Origin of the sequence: Rossellomorea vietnamensis NBRC 101237 (assembly GCF_001591825.1) — a bacterium.
Lineage (GTDB): Bacteria > Bacillota > Bacilli > Bacillales > Bacillaceae_B > Rossellomorea > Rossellomorea vietnamensis.
This window is the reverse complement of record NZ_BCVQ01000015.1, coordinates 74,803-87,420: the sequence shown is the minus strand read 5'-3', so window position 1 is coordinate 87,420 and position 12,618 is coordinate 74,803. Positions and strand designations below refer to the sequence as shown.

The 12,618-nt window shown below is 44.4% G+C and carries 16 protein-coding genes and 1 riboswitch; of the genes, 6 read left to right on the top strand and 10 right to left on the bottom strand.

Features of this window, described 5'->3' with window-relative positions:
• Nucleotides 1-201: 201 nt before the first annotated feature.
• On the bottom strand, nt 202-402 hold the full coding sequence (locus tag BVI01S_RS10415; RefSeq protein WP_034762315.1) for a cold-shock protein: 201 nt from the start codon (nt 400-402) through the stop codon (nt 202-204).
• A gap of 255 nt (nt 403-657) precedes the next feature.
• Here BVI01S_RS10415 and BVI01S_RS10410 point away from each other — a divergent pair, with 255 nt between their 5' ends.
• Nucleotides 658-870 (top strand): hypothetical protein, encoded by a 213-nt coding sequence (locus BVI01S_RS10410; protein ID WP_034762313.1) that lies wholly within the window; start codon nt 658-660, stop codon nt 868-870.
• 77 nt (nt 871-947) lie between these two features.
• Here the strand turns inward: BVI01S_RS10410 and BVI01S_RS10405 are convergent, their stop codons facing one another.
• From BVI01S_RS10405 to BVI01S_RS10400, 3 genes are all read right to left on the bottom strand, one after another.
• The gene (locus BVI01S_RS10405) at nt 948-1,148 is read right to left on the bottom strand and encodes a cold-shock protein (protein WP_034762311.1); all 201 of its coding nucleotides are present in this window, start codon (nt 1,146-1,148) and stop codon (nt 948-950) included.
• Nucleotides 1,149-1,444: 296 nt separating this feature from the next.
• Entirely contained in the window at nt 1,445-1,591 is a 147-nt protein-coding gene (locus tag BVI01S_RS22170; protein WP_082804709.1) for a DUF3934 family protein, read from the bottom strand.
• An 85-nt stretch (nt 1,592-1,676) separates the two neighbouring features.
• Nucleotides 1,677-2,450, bottom strand: a complete 774-nt coding sequence (locus tag BVI01S_RS10400; protein ID WP_061810100.1) for a MerR family transcriptional regulator — start codon at nt 2,448-2,450, stop codon at nt 1,677-1,679.
• 154 nt (nt 2,451-2,604) lie between these two features.
• Here BVI01S_RS10400 and rluF point away from each other — a divergent pair, with 154 nt between their 5' ends.
• The 3 genes from rluF to BVI01S_RS10385 all read left to right on the top strand — a co-directional run bounded on the left by rluF (nt 2,605) and on the right by BVI01S_RS10385 (nt 5,111).
• Nucleotides 2,605-3,312 carry a 23S rRNA pseudouridine(2604) synthase RluF gene (gene rluF / locus BVI01S_RS10395; protein ID WP_061810099.1) on the top strand — a complete coding sequence of 236 codons (708 nt, stop codon included), beginning with the start codon at nt 2,605-2,607 and terminating at the stop codon, nt 3,310-3,312.
• Nucleotides 3,313-3,480: 168 nt separating this feature from the next.
• Nucleotides 3,481-4,098 (top strand): DUF47 domain-containing protein, encoded by a 618-nt coding sequence (locus BVI01S_RS10390; protein ID WP_061810098.1) that lies wholly within the window; start codon nt 3,481-3,483, stop codon nt 4,096-4,098.
• 14 nt (nt 4,099-4,112) lie between these two features.
• Nucleotides 4,113-5,111: an inorganic phosphate transporter gene (locus BVI01S_RS10385; RefSeq protein ID WP_034762305.1), complete on the top strand. Its 999-nt coding sequence runs from the start codon at nt 4,113-4,115 to the stop codon at nt 5,109-5,111.
• Nucleotides 5,112-5,155: 44 nt separating this feature from the next.
• On the opposite strand, the gene BVI01S_RS10380 is transcribed toward BVI01S_RS10385, so the two are convergent.
• The 6 genes from BVI01S_RS10380 to BVI01S_RS10355 form a co-directional block, all read right to left on the bottom strand.
• On the bottom strand, nt 5,156-5,527 hold the full coding sequence (locus BVI01S_RS10380; RefSeq protein WP_197035355.1) for a DUF2500 domain-containing protein: 372 nt from the start codon (nt 5,525-5,527) through the stop codon (nt 5,156-5,158).
• Between the two features lie 121 nt (nt 5,528-5,648).
• Complete coding sequence (locus tag BVI01S_RS10375) at nt 5,649-6,122, bottom strand: response regulator (RefSeq protein ID WP_061810097.1); 474 nt, start codon at nt 6,120-6,122, stop codon at nt 5,649-5,651.
• 76 nt (nt 6,123-6,198) lie between these two features.
• Nucleotides 6,199-7,230 (bottom strand): Delta(5) desaturase DesA, encoded by a 1,032-nt coding sequence (gene desA, locus BVI01S_RS10370; RefSeq protein ID WP_061810096.1) that lies wholly within the window; start codon nt 7,228-7,230, stop codon nt 6,199-6,201.
• A 267-nt stretch (nt 7,231-7,497) separates the two neighbouring features.
• The gene (locus BVI01S_RS10365) at nt 7,498-8,364 is read right to left on the bottom strand and encodes a TRM11 family SAM-dependent methyltransferase (RefSeq protein WP_156477323.1); all 867 of its coding nucleotides are present in this window, start codon (nt 8,362-8,364) and stop codon (nt 7,498-7,500) included.
• 175 nt (nt 8,365-8,539) lie between these two features.
• Complete coding sequence (locus BVI01S_RS10360; protein WP_061810095.1) at nt 8,540-9,325, bottom strand: SDR family oxidoreductase; 786 nt, start codon at nt 9,323-9,325, stop codon at nt 8,540-8,542.
• 108 nt (nt 9,326-9,433) lie between these two features.
• Nucleotides 9,434-10,297: a 5'-methylthioadenosine/S-adenosylhomocysteine nucleosidase gene (locus BVI01S_RS10355; protein ID WP_061810094.1), complete on the bottom strand. Its 864-nt coding sequence runs from the start codon at nt 10,295-10,297 to the stop codon at nt 9,434-9,436.
• Between the two features lie 143 nt (nt 10,298-10,440).
• A riboswitch (purine riboswitch) is annotated at nt 10,441-10,544 on the bottom strand.
• 176 nt (nt 10,545-10,720) lie between these two features.
• On the opposite strand from BVI01S_RS10355, the gene BVI01S_RS10350 reads away from it, so the two are divergent.
• Complete coding sequence (locus tag BVI01S_RS10350; protein WP_061810093.1) at nt 10,721-11,620, top strand: Gfo/Idh/MocA family protein; 900 nt, start codon at nt 10,721-10,723, stop codon at nt 11,618-11,620.
• 121 nt (nt 11,621-11,741) lie between these two features.
• Nucleotides 11,742-12,566, top strand: coding sequence for an endonuclease VIII (gene nei / locus BVI01S_RS10345; RefSeq protein WP_061810092.1), 825 nt, complete (start codon nt 11,742-11,744; stop codon nt 12,564-12,566).
• The last annotated feature ends 52 nt before the right edge of the window (nt 12,567-12,618 follow it).

Below are 12,618 nucleotides of genomic sequence, written 5' to 3'. Positions count from 1 at the left end.
CGTTCAGAGGCGACAAGCATAAGATGAATAGGCTGGGAAGGCGCTCTTTGCCTTCCTGGCCAATTTACCTTATGACCTCGAGCCTCTAGCCGCCGGAGCTGGAAGAACCCTAAAGCGCAGGCGGCCCCAGATCCACCCAAAACGTCTCCTCACCAATAAAAAAAGGACCCTCCTGAGAGAGTCCTTTTTCCTTAAAAGCTATTACGCTTTAACAACGTTAGTCGCTTGAAGTCCACGTTGACCTTGCTCAGTGTCAAATGTAACTTTTTGACCTTCGTCTAAAGATTTAAATCCTTCGCCTTGGATAGCTGAGAAATGTACGAATACATCTTCTCCACCTTCGATTTCGATGAAACCGAAACCTTTTTCTGCGTTAAACCATTTTACTGTACCTTCTTGCATGTGTGTATCCTCCTGTGTGGATGTTGCATCCACGATTTATTACTATCGTTGCTCAAGTTAGATATCAAAGGCGAAAAGTTTAAAACTTATTCTTTCCTTACAGACCGAACAAAAATAATTCTTACTAAGATTAACAGATAATCTGATAAAAAGCAAATCCGTCCGGAAAATCACTCCCACTCTCTCTCCTTAAAGGAATATATCCTTCCTTTGTCGAAAGTAAAGATATAATGAAGATGTAAAGGGGATGGGCCAATGAATAAAAGCACATTGCTCAAAAAGCTGAGTCAAGCAAGTCGCGGAAACTTTTTCACGATCGAACTTCCTGTGGAATCCAGGGAAGAAGCGGAAACCATCGAAAATGTGGCAGCTGAATTAGAAAGAGAAGGAAAGATCAAAATCAGGGAATGTGAGTTGAAGGAAACGTTCATCTACATTCAAGGAATCATGAAATACGCTTTGACGTAACTTGGATGGTGCCTAATTGCAGGCACTTTTTTTTCGCAAAAAAAAGACCCTCAGAGAGGATCTTCTTTTTAAAGCAATTAGATTTTGTTAACGTTAGTCGCTTGAAGGCCGCGTTGACCTTGCTCAGTTTCGAATGAAACTTTTTGACCTTCGTCTAAAGATTTAAATCCTTCGCCTTGGATAGCTGAGAAATGTACGAATACATCTTCTCCACCTTCGATTTCGATGAAACCGAAACCTTTTTCTGCGTTAAACCATTTTACTGTACCTTCTTGCATGTGTGTATCCTCCTGTGTGGACATTGTATCCACGATTTATTACTATTATTGCTCAATTAGATATCAAAGGCGAAAAGTTTAAATACTTTCATTCCTTACAGACCGAACAAAAATAATTCTCTCTTAGAATAACAGGAAATCGTAAGAATAGCAAATTCTTTTTTCTTTTTTAATAAATGCTTTAATGAAAGTCTGGCTTCATCACTCTCTTTATATATAGAAAGAAGATGCTATTCCCTTCCTTCGCCTACCTGCAGAAAAAAAGCCCACTACCAAAAGGTAATGGACGTGCATTCTTACTCTTCCCGCTTGTTTCCGTGTTTTACACCTTTACTCGTGTAAGGCTTGTTGCTCTTCTTCTTATTGGCGCCTGCCTGCCACCGGTTCCAGCCTTTCTTGCCGGTCCCCTGGCCTGTTCCGCTCTTTTTCTTAGGTTTACTCATTTTTTCACTCCGTTATAATCAGGTTCGTTCTTTCAAGTTCGTCCCCATATCATAACATGGATTAGTACGTCAGGATACTTCTTGTTTATTCCACTTCTTTTTTCTTCCCGGTATAAATGTGGATCGCATCCCGCAGGAATTCGGCCACTCCCTCTTGTTCTCCATCATAATACGCCTTGAATCGTTCGTCGTCCACGTACATCTGTGAGAGTCCAGCATGAGCTTCCTTGCTGTAGTGACCCCAATAGAAGGAAATCCACTGCCTGTGAAGATTAGCCGCTTTCTGTGCCATCTCACTTCCGGGATCACCGTCTTGAAATGCTTCTCCCAGTATTTTTTTGATTTCCTGCTCGAGTCCCGTTACCTTTTCATACTCTTCCTCTGACATGTTCATGACTTTCGCGTTGGATTCGTCCACACTCTTGTCACCATATTTCCTCCGCACTTCTTTTCCATACTGTTTCTCATTCTCTTCCACCATTTTTTCTTTGAACCCTTTAAATTTTTCTTTATCCGACATGGTGATTCTCCCTTCCTTTACACGTAGTGTTTTATCGACATTCGCAATCAGTTGATCAAGCTGAGCGCGTCTGTTCAGTAAGATTTTCCGGTGTTCCCGTAATGCAAGTGTTGCGTCAAAGGCGGGATCATCCAGAATATCCTTGATTTCATCCAGTCCAACACCTAATTCTTTGTAAAAGAGGATCTGCTGCAGGCGGTCGACTTCTTCCTGTCCGTAAATCCTGTATCCTGACGAATTGATCCTGGCCGGCTTCAGAAGCTCAATTTCATCATAATAACGGAGGGTCCTCGTGCTCACCCCAGCGATCTCCCCCAATTTCTTAACGGTATATTCCATGATGTCACCTCCTGACAATTCTTACTTTACAGGTTGACGCAGCGTGAATGTAAAGGGATTTTTTCTAAAATCCGCGAATGTGGATTTTCTTGAAAATAACGTGCCAGTCCGATATTCTTAGTATAATCACTTTGAGTATAAGGTTGTGTTGAATATGCGAATTAATAAATATATCAGTGAAGCTGGGAAGGCGTCGAGACGCGGTGCCGACAAGTTAATCACGGAAGGCAGGGTCACGATCAATGGACGTGTGGCGAAGATCGGTGACCAGGTAAACCCCGGTGACGATGTGTTGGTGAGCGGCGCACCTGTAAGAGTCGCTCGGAATAATGTATACATCGCTCTGAATAAGCCTGTTGGAATAACGAGTACAACAGAAAAAGGGGTCAAGGGGAATATCGTCGATCTCGTTAATCATCCCCTGCGAATATTCAATATCGGACGCCTGGACAAGGATTCCGACGGACTGATTCTCCTGACGAACGACGGGGACATTGTCAATGAAATCCTCCGTGCTGAAAATCAACATGAGAAGGAATACATCGTCACGGTTGACCGTCCGATTTCTGAAGACTTCCTTAAGCAGATGTCAGAGGGCGTCAAGATTCTTGGAACGAAAACACTGCCATGTATAGTGGAGCAGATTTCGAAATATGTATTTCAGATCACCCTCACCCAAGGGTTGAACCGACAGATCCGCCGCATGTGTGAAGCACTCGGATATGAGGTATACCGATTGCAGCGTACACGGATCATGAATATACAATTAGGAAATCTTCCTGTCGGACAGTGGCGCGATCTATCCAAAAAAGAAAAAACGCGATTGTTTCAGGATTTAAATTACGAACCAAAAGAATGGTAATAACAGACAGGACCGGTCCCATGACTGCATGACAGTCGGGTTACCGGTCTTTTTTTATCTTTTCAGGCTCCAGGAACGAATGGATTTACTCTTCTTATTTTCGACAATATACGCTATTATTAAATGGTTTAGAAATTCTAACTAGATTTTGTGGAGGTTTGAGAACATATGGTTTTCAAGAAAAAGGATAAATTCGCTATTCTTCTTAGTCAAATAGCTGGTAATTTGAAAGAGAGTGCGCATTATTTTGCTGATTATAAACTGAATAATGTGAGCGACCTAAAAGAATTTTCCAGTCAGATGAAGGAATATGAAACAAAAGGGGATTCTTTTGTGCATGAAGTCATTTTGGACTTGAACAAAGTGTTCATCACACCGATCGAACGGGAAGATATCCTGGCGCTGGCTATGAGTATGGATGATGTACTGGATGGGCTCGAGCATACATCCGCTATGTTTGAAATGTATTCCATCACCCAGGCAGACGAATATATGCTGAAGTTTGTCGAAGCGATCCGTCAATGTTCCGATGAGATTGAATCGGCTGTCGAACTGTTATCCACAAAGAAATGGATCCAGATCAGAGAGCATGCCATCAAGATCAAAGATTTAGAATCAAAATGTGATGGGATTCTCCGTCAATCCATCAAGCATCTCTTCCATACAGAAAAAGATCCCATTCGTATCATTCAATATAAGGAGATCTATGAAGAGCTTGAGGAAATCGCAGACCATTGTCAAAATGTGGCCAACACGTTTGAAACCATTATTATGAAGAATGCTTAAGGAGTCTTGCAGGAATGGATACAATCTTAATTTTAACCATACTTATTGTTGTGGGGGCCCTTGCATTTGATTTCATCAACGGGTTCCATGATACGGCCAATGCCATCGCGACAGCTGTGTCGACAAAGGCACTGAAGCCCAGGCATGCCATCATCCTGGCAGCCGTCATGAATTTCGCGGGAGCACTTGCATTTACAGGAGTCGCCAAAACAATCACCAAGGACATCGTCGACCCCTTTTCCCTGGAGAACGGGACGATTGTCATCCTGGCAGCGCTCCTTGCCGCGATCACGTGGAATTTAGTGACGTGGTATTACGGGATACCGAGCAGTTCCTCCCATGCATTGATCGGGGCGATCGCAGGGGCGGCCATTGCGGCGGCTGGTGTCTCAGCGCTGAATTACAAAGGGTTCATTAAAATCATCCAGGCGTTGATTTTTTCCCCTATTTTGGCTTTTGTCATCGGGTTCATCATCTATAGCATATTCAAGGTCGTTTTCAAAAATCGGAACCTGGCGAAAACGAACCGGAATTTCCGTTCGATCCAGATTGCGACAGCGGCACTTCAATCGTTCACCCATGGTACGAACGATGCGCAAAAAGCGATGGGGATCATCACGATGGCCCTGATCGTGAACAATTATCAAACCTCCGATGATATCCAGACGTGGGTTCAGGTTTCCTGTGCCACGGCCATGGGTCTCGGGACCTCGATCGGCGGATGGAAGATCATCAAAACCGTTGGCGGAAAGATCATGAAGATCCGACCGGTGAATGGTGTGGCAGCAGACTTGACGGGAGCAGCTGTCATTTTTGGGGCTACGGCGATTCACTTACCTGTCAGTACGACACATGTCATTTCTTCTTCGATCCTTGGTGTGGGTTCTGCCCACAGACTGAAGGGTGTGAAATGGGGAACGGCTCAAAGAATGTTGATCACATGGGTCATCACTTTGCCCATTTCGGCAAGTCTTGCCGCCATCTTCTTTTATATCCTGAATCTATTTTTCTAATAAAAAGGAAGTCAGAAGGGAGGTTCCTCCCCTTTGACTTCCTTTTATCGTTGCGCTTTTAGATGACTACGCTCGAAACCAAGGTAACGCGTGCCCTGGAAGGACAATTCCCCCTCATCCCCTTCGACAAGCATCCCATAATCTGAATCTTTCACTTTTAATTCCATCCTGTCTCCGCTTTCCACTTCGAAGGTGATGTAATAATGGCTATATGCCCTGCTTTCTCCTCCGCCTTTCACAGCCGTCCGTTTCCCCAGCACCTTGGCCCATACATTCAAGACAGGAGATTGATTATTTTGACTCCACTGTGACACTCCTTTTACGGCAGAAAACAAAATGAACGAAATCACGATCACGAAGATGATGCCAATGAAGATCGGGACCACTTGAAACATAAAGTCTCCACCACTATACATCCCCATTTCCCCCTTTGACTCTTTTTCTACATTTTAACATTTTAATACGTATATGAGTCGGGGATTCTGATGATGACAACTAAAAAAAGCCAGCCACCGCTGTGAGGGGCTGACGAATTATTCACCCTGTCGGATGCTTCATCTTATCCATGATCATCGTAAAATAATTCTTCTTCACCGGTCCTGGTGCATGGGGGATTTCGTATAATGCAGGTTCTTTCTTCTCTAAGAGTTTTGATGAGTATACCTGCGTCCCCTCCATCAAACGGCGAATGGAAGATGTCAATTCTTCACTCGGACTATCCTTTAATAAGTAGCCGTCTGCACCGGTGTTCTGTACCCTTTCCAGATATCCTTCTCTAGGGAATGTTGCGAGTACCAGCAGCCGACATTCCGGCACTTCCAGAGGTCCGTCCCTCAAGAGATGTTCGATATCGAGGATAAGGAGGTCTGGTTGCATAGAGTGGATGAGTTCGAGTGCATGCTCCCTGTCCCTCGCCTTTCCCACTATTTCCATGTCTTCTTCAAGGTTGAGCAGTGCTCCGATTGTTCCTAACACCCATTCTTCATCCTCTGCTATCACGATGCGAATCATCTGTATCCTCTCCTTTTGATACCGTATCAAGTAAAGACTCCCCTTATATGAATGTCATAAGGAGAGTCGGCTGAGTTTATAATTCAGGTTTGGCTTCTGTGGAAATGCGCGCGCTTGATTTCGCTGAGGATTTGATGCCCCTGAAGCTTACAAACGTCTTATTTTCTTCATCCCATAACTTGAAGCGAAGGGATTTCAAGCTCGTTAAGAGTGAAATCGTCGGTACATTCTGCAGCGGCTCCGTATTTTCATGCGCTTGCTCCAGCTTGTAATTCGGTACCCTAGGACTCAGATGGTGGACATGGTGATAACCGATATTTCCAGTCAGGAACTGCATGACCTTCGGAAGCTTATAGAATGAGCTTCCCTCCACGGCTGCCAGCACATACTGCCATTCTTTGTCTTCTTCAAAATAGGAATCTTCAAATGTATGCTGTACATAGAATAACCAGATTCCGATCGAACCTGAAACCATGAAGATCGACCCTTGCACAAGAAGGAATTCCTGCCATCCAAGCGTGACAGAGAGCAGTGCAATGAGTGCCACGATGATCACATTCACTAAATACGTGTTATTGCGCTCTTTCTTACGAGCGTTCTTACGGTTGAAACGATTTTTCAATAGAAATACATAAATCGGTCCCAGAACGAACATGACGAACGGATTGCGGTAAAACCGATACGCTAAACGAGTTTTCAAAGGTGCTGCTACATATTCATCAATTGTAAGGGTCCAAATGTCACCGGTTCCACGTTTATCCAAATTTCCGCTTGTCGCATGATGCACGGCATGATCGTGTCCCCACTGATCGAACGGGAACAGTGTCAGTACACCCATGGCCGTTCCGACTGCCCGGTTGGCTTTACGGCTTTTAAAGAAAGAAAAGTGGGTGCAATCATGAAAGATGATGAAGATCCTCGTCAAGAACCCTGCGGCGATCACGATTGGAATGAGTGCGAGCCAGTATGATACCGACAGACTTTGATACGCAAGGAACCATAATAGAAAGAACGGTCCAAGCGTGTTGATCATCTGCCATACACTTTCTTTCGTTGTAGACTTTTCATAAGGAGCAACTTCTTTTTTCAACGTTTTTATATTTGTCATGTCATTATTCCCTTCGTTTAAGGCGTTGGATTCATTATAGGATAAGGGGGATCATCGTGTTAGTAGTAGGTGTCATATGCTGGGCATGACAAATGTCATAAGGGAGAAAATGTAAAGCGTTTACATCGCCCGGAACCCTTGATAAACCTGACTTCCTCTCATACAGCCAACCGTTCAATTAACTTTATTATTATTGAGAAAAAGAAATATATTCTTGTTTTAGTGAGAAAGTGTCATAAAAAAAAAGAGCGTGGTCTCCCACACTCTTTACGCGCATACTAGTATCTGTCTGACAAATCTTCCTTTACTTACTTCACAACGGTCGACAATATCGAAGCCCGCTTTTTCAACGTTTCTATCTACATCTTCCAACGTCACGATCACGACCTTTTCAGCAAATCGCCTCGCACTCTTGAGCATTTCCAGTTGTTCATCATCCGTTATGACGGAGCAAAGATTATAAGGAAGGTCAATGACCGCGACATCGTAGCTCCCGGTTACATCATTGATGTCCCTTAATGACACGTCCCCATCAAAACCAAAGTGAGCGATATTTTCCCTTACCCCGTCGAGGATCAGCGGATTGCGGTCACTCCCGACGATATCAATGCCCATGGATAATGCCTCAACCAGTACCGTCCCGATTCCACAGCAGGGATCGATCATCTTGAGCCCGTCCGTTTCGGGAGCCGCAATATTCACGACAGCTCTTGCCACCCGGGTACTCAAAGCTGTGGAGTAACTATGGGGCTTTTTCACGTGATGCAGCCAAACCGCTTCATTCTTCTTATAGAACCCAAACACCCAGCGTTCATTTGTCTTGATGACCCCATACCAGATGTCCGGATTGACTAGTTCTGCTTCGCCTTTCAGATGAAGCCCGACTTCCTTTTCGATCTTTCTCAGCTTCTTGAAGCCGACACGATCGGCATCGGGATTCTGTACGAACACGACTTTGAATCCATCCACCGCATCTAGTCCCTGTATTTCCTTCAATAATCCTTCGAACTCGGCAGCTTCACTGATGACCTCAAGCCTCTCCCGAATAAAAGGACTCCTGCTGGGATCTATTTTCACCGTACTTTCAAGAATACCAGATTCAGAACTTTCACCGAACAATGTGCGTTTTTCCAATGCACATAGTGATTCTTCGTTCGGTTCCCATGAATACGTATATAAATAGTTTTTCGTTTCTATTATGATCAACTCCGTATGATGTACAAAATGAGATAATGCATTTCACCATTGTAACACAAAAAGGGAAGGACCCCTTCTCCAGGGTCCCTCCCTTTATAAATATGAAAAGATATTAAATCTCCATTTCCCAACGCTCTGCCTGAGTTTGTTTCAACTGTTTCTCCGTTTCTTCCGGATAAACCGTACGGAATTTGTGATTTTCAGCAGGGATGATTTCAATCATCTTTTGGATCATATCTTCAGGGTCGAACTGATCTTCCAATCCCTTCTGCTGTTCGAGAATATCTTCTTTTCTCGTGTAATTCTTCTCGTCATCGAACCATTTCCAGATTTCTTCCCCGCTCCGCTTATTGAATCCGGTTTCGAAGGCCCCTGGATTGATGGTTGCGACCTTCACTCCAAATTCTTCAAGCTCGGACTTCATGGTTTGGGCAATCCCTTCAATCGCATGTTTCGTTGCCGTATACGGACCGACATAAGGTGTTGCTGAAATCCCGGCCATGGAACTCATGAACACGATTTTCCCACTGCCTTTCTTCACGAGCTTTTGGGCGGCCAACTGAACCGTTTCCAAGGTGGCGAACACGTTCACTTCAAAGAGGGCACGAAAACGATCCATCGGGACTTCCCCGAGTGGTCCTCCTTCATTGATGGCTGCATTGGCTACGAAGACATCGAACTCATACTTCGATATTTGCTCGCGGTCCCTTGCATTCGTTATATCAAGCTTAAATACCTCCATATCCAATCCTTGTTCTTCCGCTTCCCTCATGAGGTCGGTCTTTTGCGAGGTTAGTTCTGTCGTCGCAATGACACGGTGGCCCTTCTTCGCAAGACCAAGAGACGCTCCCTTGGCGAGACCGCTTCCCGCGCCAGTAATGAAAATTGTTTTACCCATTCTGTTTCCTCCTTGGCAATCTAGTATGGTATGTTCTTCCCTTTTACAGAATCAGTAAAACTTTATCAATATAAAAGGGACCGATTACGGTCGGTCCCTCATGATCAATTACTCCATCTCTTTAATATATTCTTTCACCACTTCATACACATACCCCTGGTTCGCTGCTGCTGTGTCGGGATTGTAAGCTCCGCCGTTCGTTTTGTTATTTGACAGCACACGGATTCCAAGGAAAGGCACATCATATGCCCCAGCGATCTGTGCGGCCGCTGCCCCTTCCATTTCTTCTACGGAAGTACCGTATTTCTCATGGAACCATTGGATACGGTCCACTTCATTATTCCACACGTCAGCAGAACCGATTGTGCCTTCGACGACCTTGCCTTTTTTATATGTGTCCTTTACGGCGTCAGCCGCCGCAAGCAGTGCCTCGTCACCGTCGTAATAGCGAATTTTTTCTGCATTTGGGTCTTCCCCGGCACTTCCTTCAGATGCCATAAGGTCCATCGGCTTCCAGGAAGTGGGTTCGATTCCTTCTTCATCTGCCATGTTCCCCGTTTTTAATGAACCAAGATTGACGGTTCTTTCCCCGAGTACGATATCAAACACGTTCAATGCCGGATCATGACCGCCTGATGTCCCTTGATTGATGATGGCGACGGGATCGTATTTTTCAATCGCGACAGCCGTGGCTGCTGCCGTGTTTTCCATTCCCTTCCCCGTTTTGGCAACGATGACCGGATAGTCGTCCACCGTTCCTTTATAAAAAACGAATGAGCCGGATGTTTCTTCCTTCACATTCTCAAGTTTTCCAGCGAATTTTTCAGCTTCAATGGGCATCGGCCCCTGAATCAGGATCGGCTGTTCTTCCTTTTTATCTTTCGCTTCCGTTTTGTTTGTTGAGCTGCACCCCGTAAATAAGGACAAACCTAGTACCGACACAGCTGCGAGTGATGCGATTTTCTTTTTCATGTGAATCTCTCCCTTTTCTTGGTGATTGGATCCCGCTGATTTTGGTCAAAAGAAAAAGACCTGTCATGGCAGAGTGAATCTACGTTCCAGATCTCAGAAGTCAAAGTAAAAGCATAAACGGCAAAAAACCGTAAAAACCGTAAAAACCGAATACTTTAACCCGTAGTCCGGTTCTTGTAATGGGAACCGGGTAGAAACGCTCAGACCATATTACTGAGGATATACGAGTAACGATATGTAATGGTGGTACGGTGTTACTATAACAAACCCTCTGCTTTTAATCAACCGAAATACGAATTTTATTCCAAAAAGTTTAGTTATTGTTCGTGTTTAAAAGAAAGACTCTCTTCCAGTTTGAAAGCGTTACATTTGAAATCCTATTGTAGAATACTATAATAAAAGAAAAATGAAGAGGTGAAGACGATGAAAATCGGGCTAATCGGATTAGGGGATATCGCAAAGAAAGCCTATCTTCCTGTCCTATCTGAAAAAGAAGGCATTGAATTGGTCCTTTGCACAAGAAATACCGAAACGCTACATACACTTGGAGAAAAGTATCGAGTGGAGGAGAGGGTTCAGACAGTTGAAGAACTGATCGCTGCAAACATCGACGCAGTCTTCGTCAGTACAGCCACTGAAGCCCACTATGAAATAACCCAGAAGCTCTTGGAGAATGACATTCATGTATACATAGACAAACCGATTTCCCTCAACTTCAGGGAAACCGAACGAATCGTTCAACTTGCAAAAGAGAACGGGAAGATTGCCATGGTTGGATTCAACCGACGCTTCATTCCCAAGGTAAAAGAACTGAAAGAGCACGGAAAACCGAGCTTCTTGTTGATGCAGAAAAATAGGTTTGCTGCACCGGACAAGCCAAGAAGATTTGTTGTCGAAGATTTCATTCATGTAGTAGACACTCTCCGCTTCCTGATGGATTCAACTGTAAAAGATGTAAAGGTTCAGTCATTGAAAAAAGGAGATCTCCTTCACCATCTCGTCATACAGCTTATCGGTGAGGACTGCACGGCAGTCGGCATCATGAATCGTGACGGAGGGGTGACGGAAGAAATCATCGAATTCTCTGCCGGACATCACAAATACATCGTCGACAGCCTTGTTGAAACGACACATTATCATAACAAAGAAATGAGTGTTTCCTCCTTTGGGGACTGGGAACCCACACTGTATAAACGGGGATTCTATGATCTGGTCGATCACTTTATCGAATGTGTGGAAAAAGGGCAGGAACCGGACCCTTCCATCGAGGATTCATTGATCACCCATGAGATTTGTGAACGGATTGTGGGAATGATCGAGTAGCTTTATTAAGAAGAGGGAGGGACCTTGCAAGGTCCGTCCCTCTTCTTTTCCCTTTTAACCCACCGAAATGTTACAACTTACTGAAAAGGGGAACCATTATAGTAAAAAAGGAGAAACCATCATGCCAGAAGGTCCCGAAATCAGAAGAGCAGCCGATAACGTTGAGCGTGCTCTTAAAAATAAAACAGTGGAAGATGTTTATTTTGCCTTTCCTCATTTAGAAGACTACGAAGATCTGCTGAAAGGGTCTATCGTAAGAAGAGTCGATACGAAAGGAAAAGCCATGCTCATCCGCTTTGATAATGGTTACACGATTTACTCCCACAATCAACTTTACGGAAAATGGTATATCAGAAACACCTACAATTATCCTAAAACAAATCGTCAGCTCAGATTGGCCCTACATAACGAGAAAAAATCCGCCCTTCTCTATAGTGCGTCGGATATCGAGGTTCTCAGGGACGAAGAGGTGCCGTCTCACCCATTCATCTCAAAGGTCGGACCAGACCTCTTAAGCGAAGAGGTATCCGTAGATGAACTGGTCGTGCGGATGAAAGATAAAAGATTCCGAAACCGGAAATGGTCGATTATATTGCTTGATCAAGGTTTTGTCGCCGGAATCGGTAATTATTTGCGATCTGAAATTATGTTTGTTGCCGGCATACATCCTTCCCAAAGGCCTGTCGACTGTACGGAAGATCAATTAAACAAAGCTGCCCATGGGATCATGGATTTAATAAAGCAATCGTATGAAACGGGAGGGATCACCAACGATCCCGTCCTTGCACAGAAACTGAAAGCCAAAGGTGTGAAGCGATCCCGCTATCGTCACTGGGTCTTTAACCGTGAAGGGGAATCTTGCTTCATCTGTGGAAGCGAAATCGAGAAGACGGTGGCCGCTTCAAGAAGGCTTTACCATTGTCCGGTTTGTCAGGGAATCGTATGATCGATAAAAGGGTACGTGGCAATCTTAACGCCAGGTACCCTTTTATCAGTTT

Bases quoted from the DNA above. Each gene is read 5' to 3' on its own strand.
- BVI01S_RS10350 (WP_061810093.1), top strand. From the start codon at position 10,721: ATGAAAATCGGGCTAATCGGATTAGGGGATATCGCAAAGAAAGCCTAT.
- rluF (WP_061810099.1), top strand. From the start codon at position 2,605: ATGCGAATTAATAAATATATCAGTGAAGCTGGGAAGGCGTCGAGACGC.
- BVI01S_RS10385 (WP_034762305.1), top strand. From the start codon at position 4,113: ATGGATACAATCTTAATTTTAACCATACTTATTGTTGTGGGGGCCCTT.
- BVI01S_RS10415 (WP_034762315.1), bottom strand. From the start codon at position 402: ATGCAAGAAGGTACAGTAAAATGGTTTAACGCAGAAAAAGGTTTCGGT.
- BVI01S_RS10375 (WP_061810097.1), bottom strand. From the start codon at position 6,122: ATGATTCGCATCGTGATAGCAGAGGATGAAGAATGGGTGTTAGGAACA.
- BVI01S_RS10355 (WP_061810094.1), bottom strand. From the start codon at position 10,297: ATGAAAAAGAAAATCGCATCACTCGCAGCTGTGTCGGTACTAGGTTTG.
- desA (WP_061810096.1), bottom strand. From the start codon at position 7,230: ATGACAAATATAAAAACGTTGAAAAAAGAAGTTGCTCCTTATGAAAAG.
- BVI01S_RS10360 (WP_061810095.1), bottom strand. From the start codon at position 9,325: ATGGGTAAAACAATTTTCATTACTGGCGCGGGAAGCGGTCTCGCCAAG.
- BVI01S_RS10405 (WP_034762311.1), bottom strand. From the start codon at position 1,148: ATGCAAGAAGGTACAGTAAAATGGTTTAACGCAGAAAAAGGTTTCGGT.
- nei (WP_061810092.1), top strand. From the start codon at position 11,742: ATGCCAGAAGGTCCCGAAATCAGAAGAGCAGCCGATAACGTTGAGCGT.
- BVI01S_RS10390 (WP_061810098.1), top strand. From the start codon at position 3,481: ATGGTTTTCAAGAAAAAGGATAAATTCGCTATTCTTCTTAGTCAAATA.
- BVI01S_RS10400 (WP_061810100.1), bottom strand. From the start codon at position 2,450: ATGGAATATACCGTTAAGAAATTGGGGGAGATCGCTGGGGTGAGCACG.
- BVI01S_RS22170 (WP_082804709.1), bottom strand. From the start codon at position 1,591: ATGAGTAAACCTAAGAAAAAGAGCGGAACAGGCCAGGGGACCGGCAAG.
- BVI01S_RS10410 (WP_034762313.1), top strand. From the start codon at position 658: ATGAATAAAAGCACATTGCTCAAAAAGCTGAGTCAAGCAAGTCGCGGA.
- BVI01S_RS10380 (WP_197035355.1), bottom strand. From the start codon at position 5,527: ATGTATAGTGGTGGAGACTTTATGTTTCAAGTGGTCCCGATCTTCATT.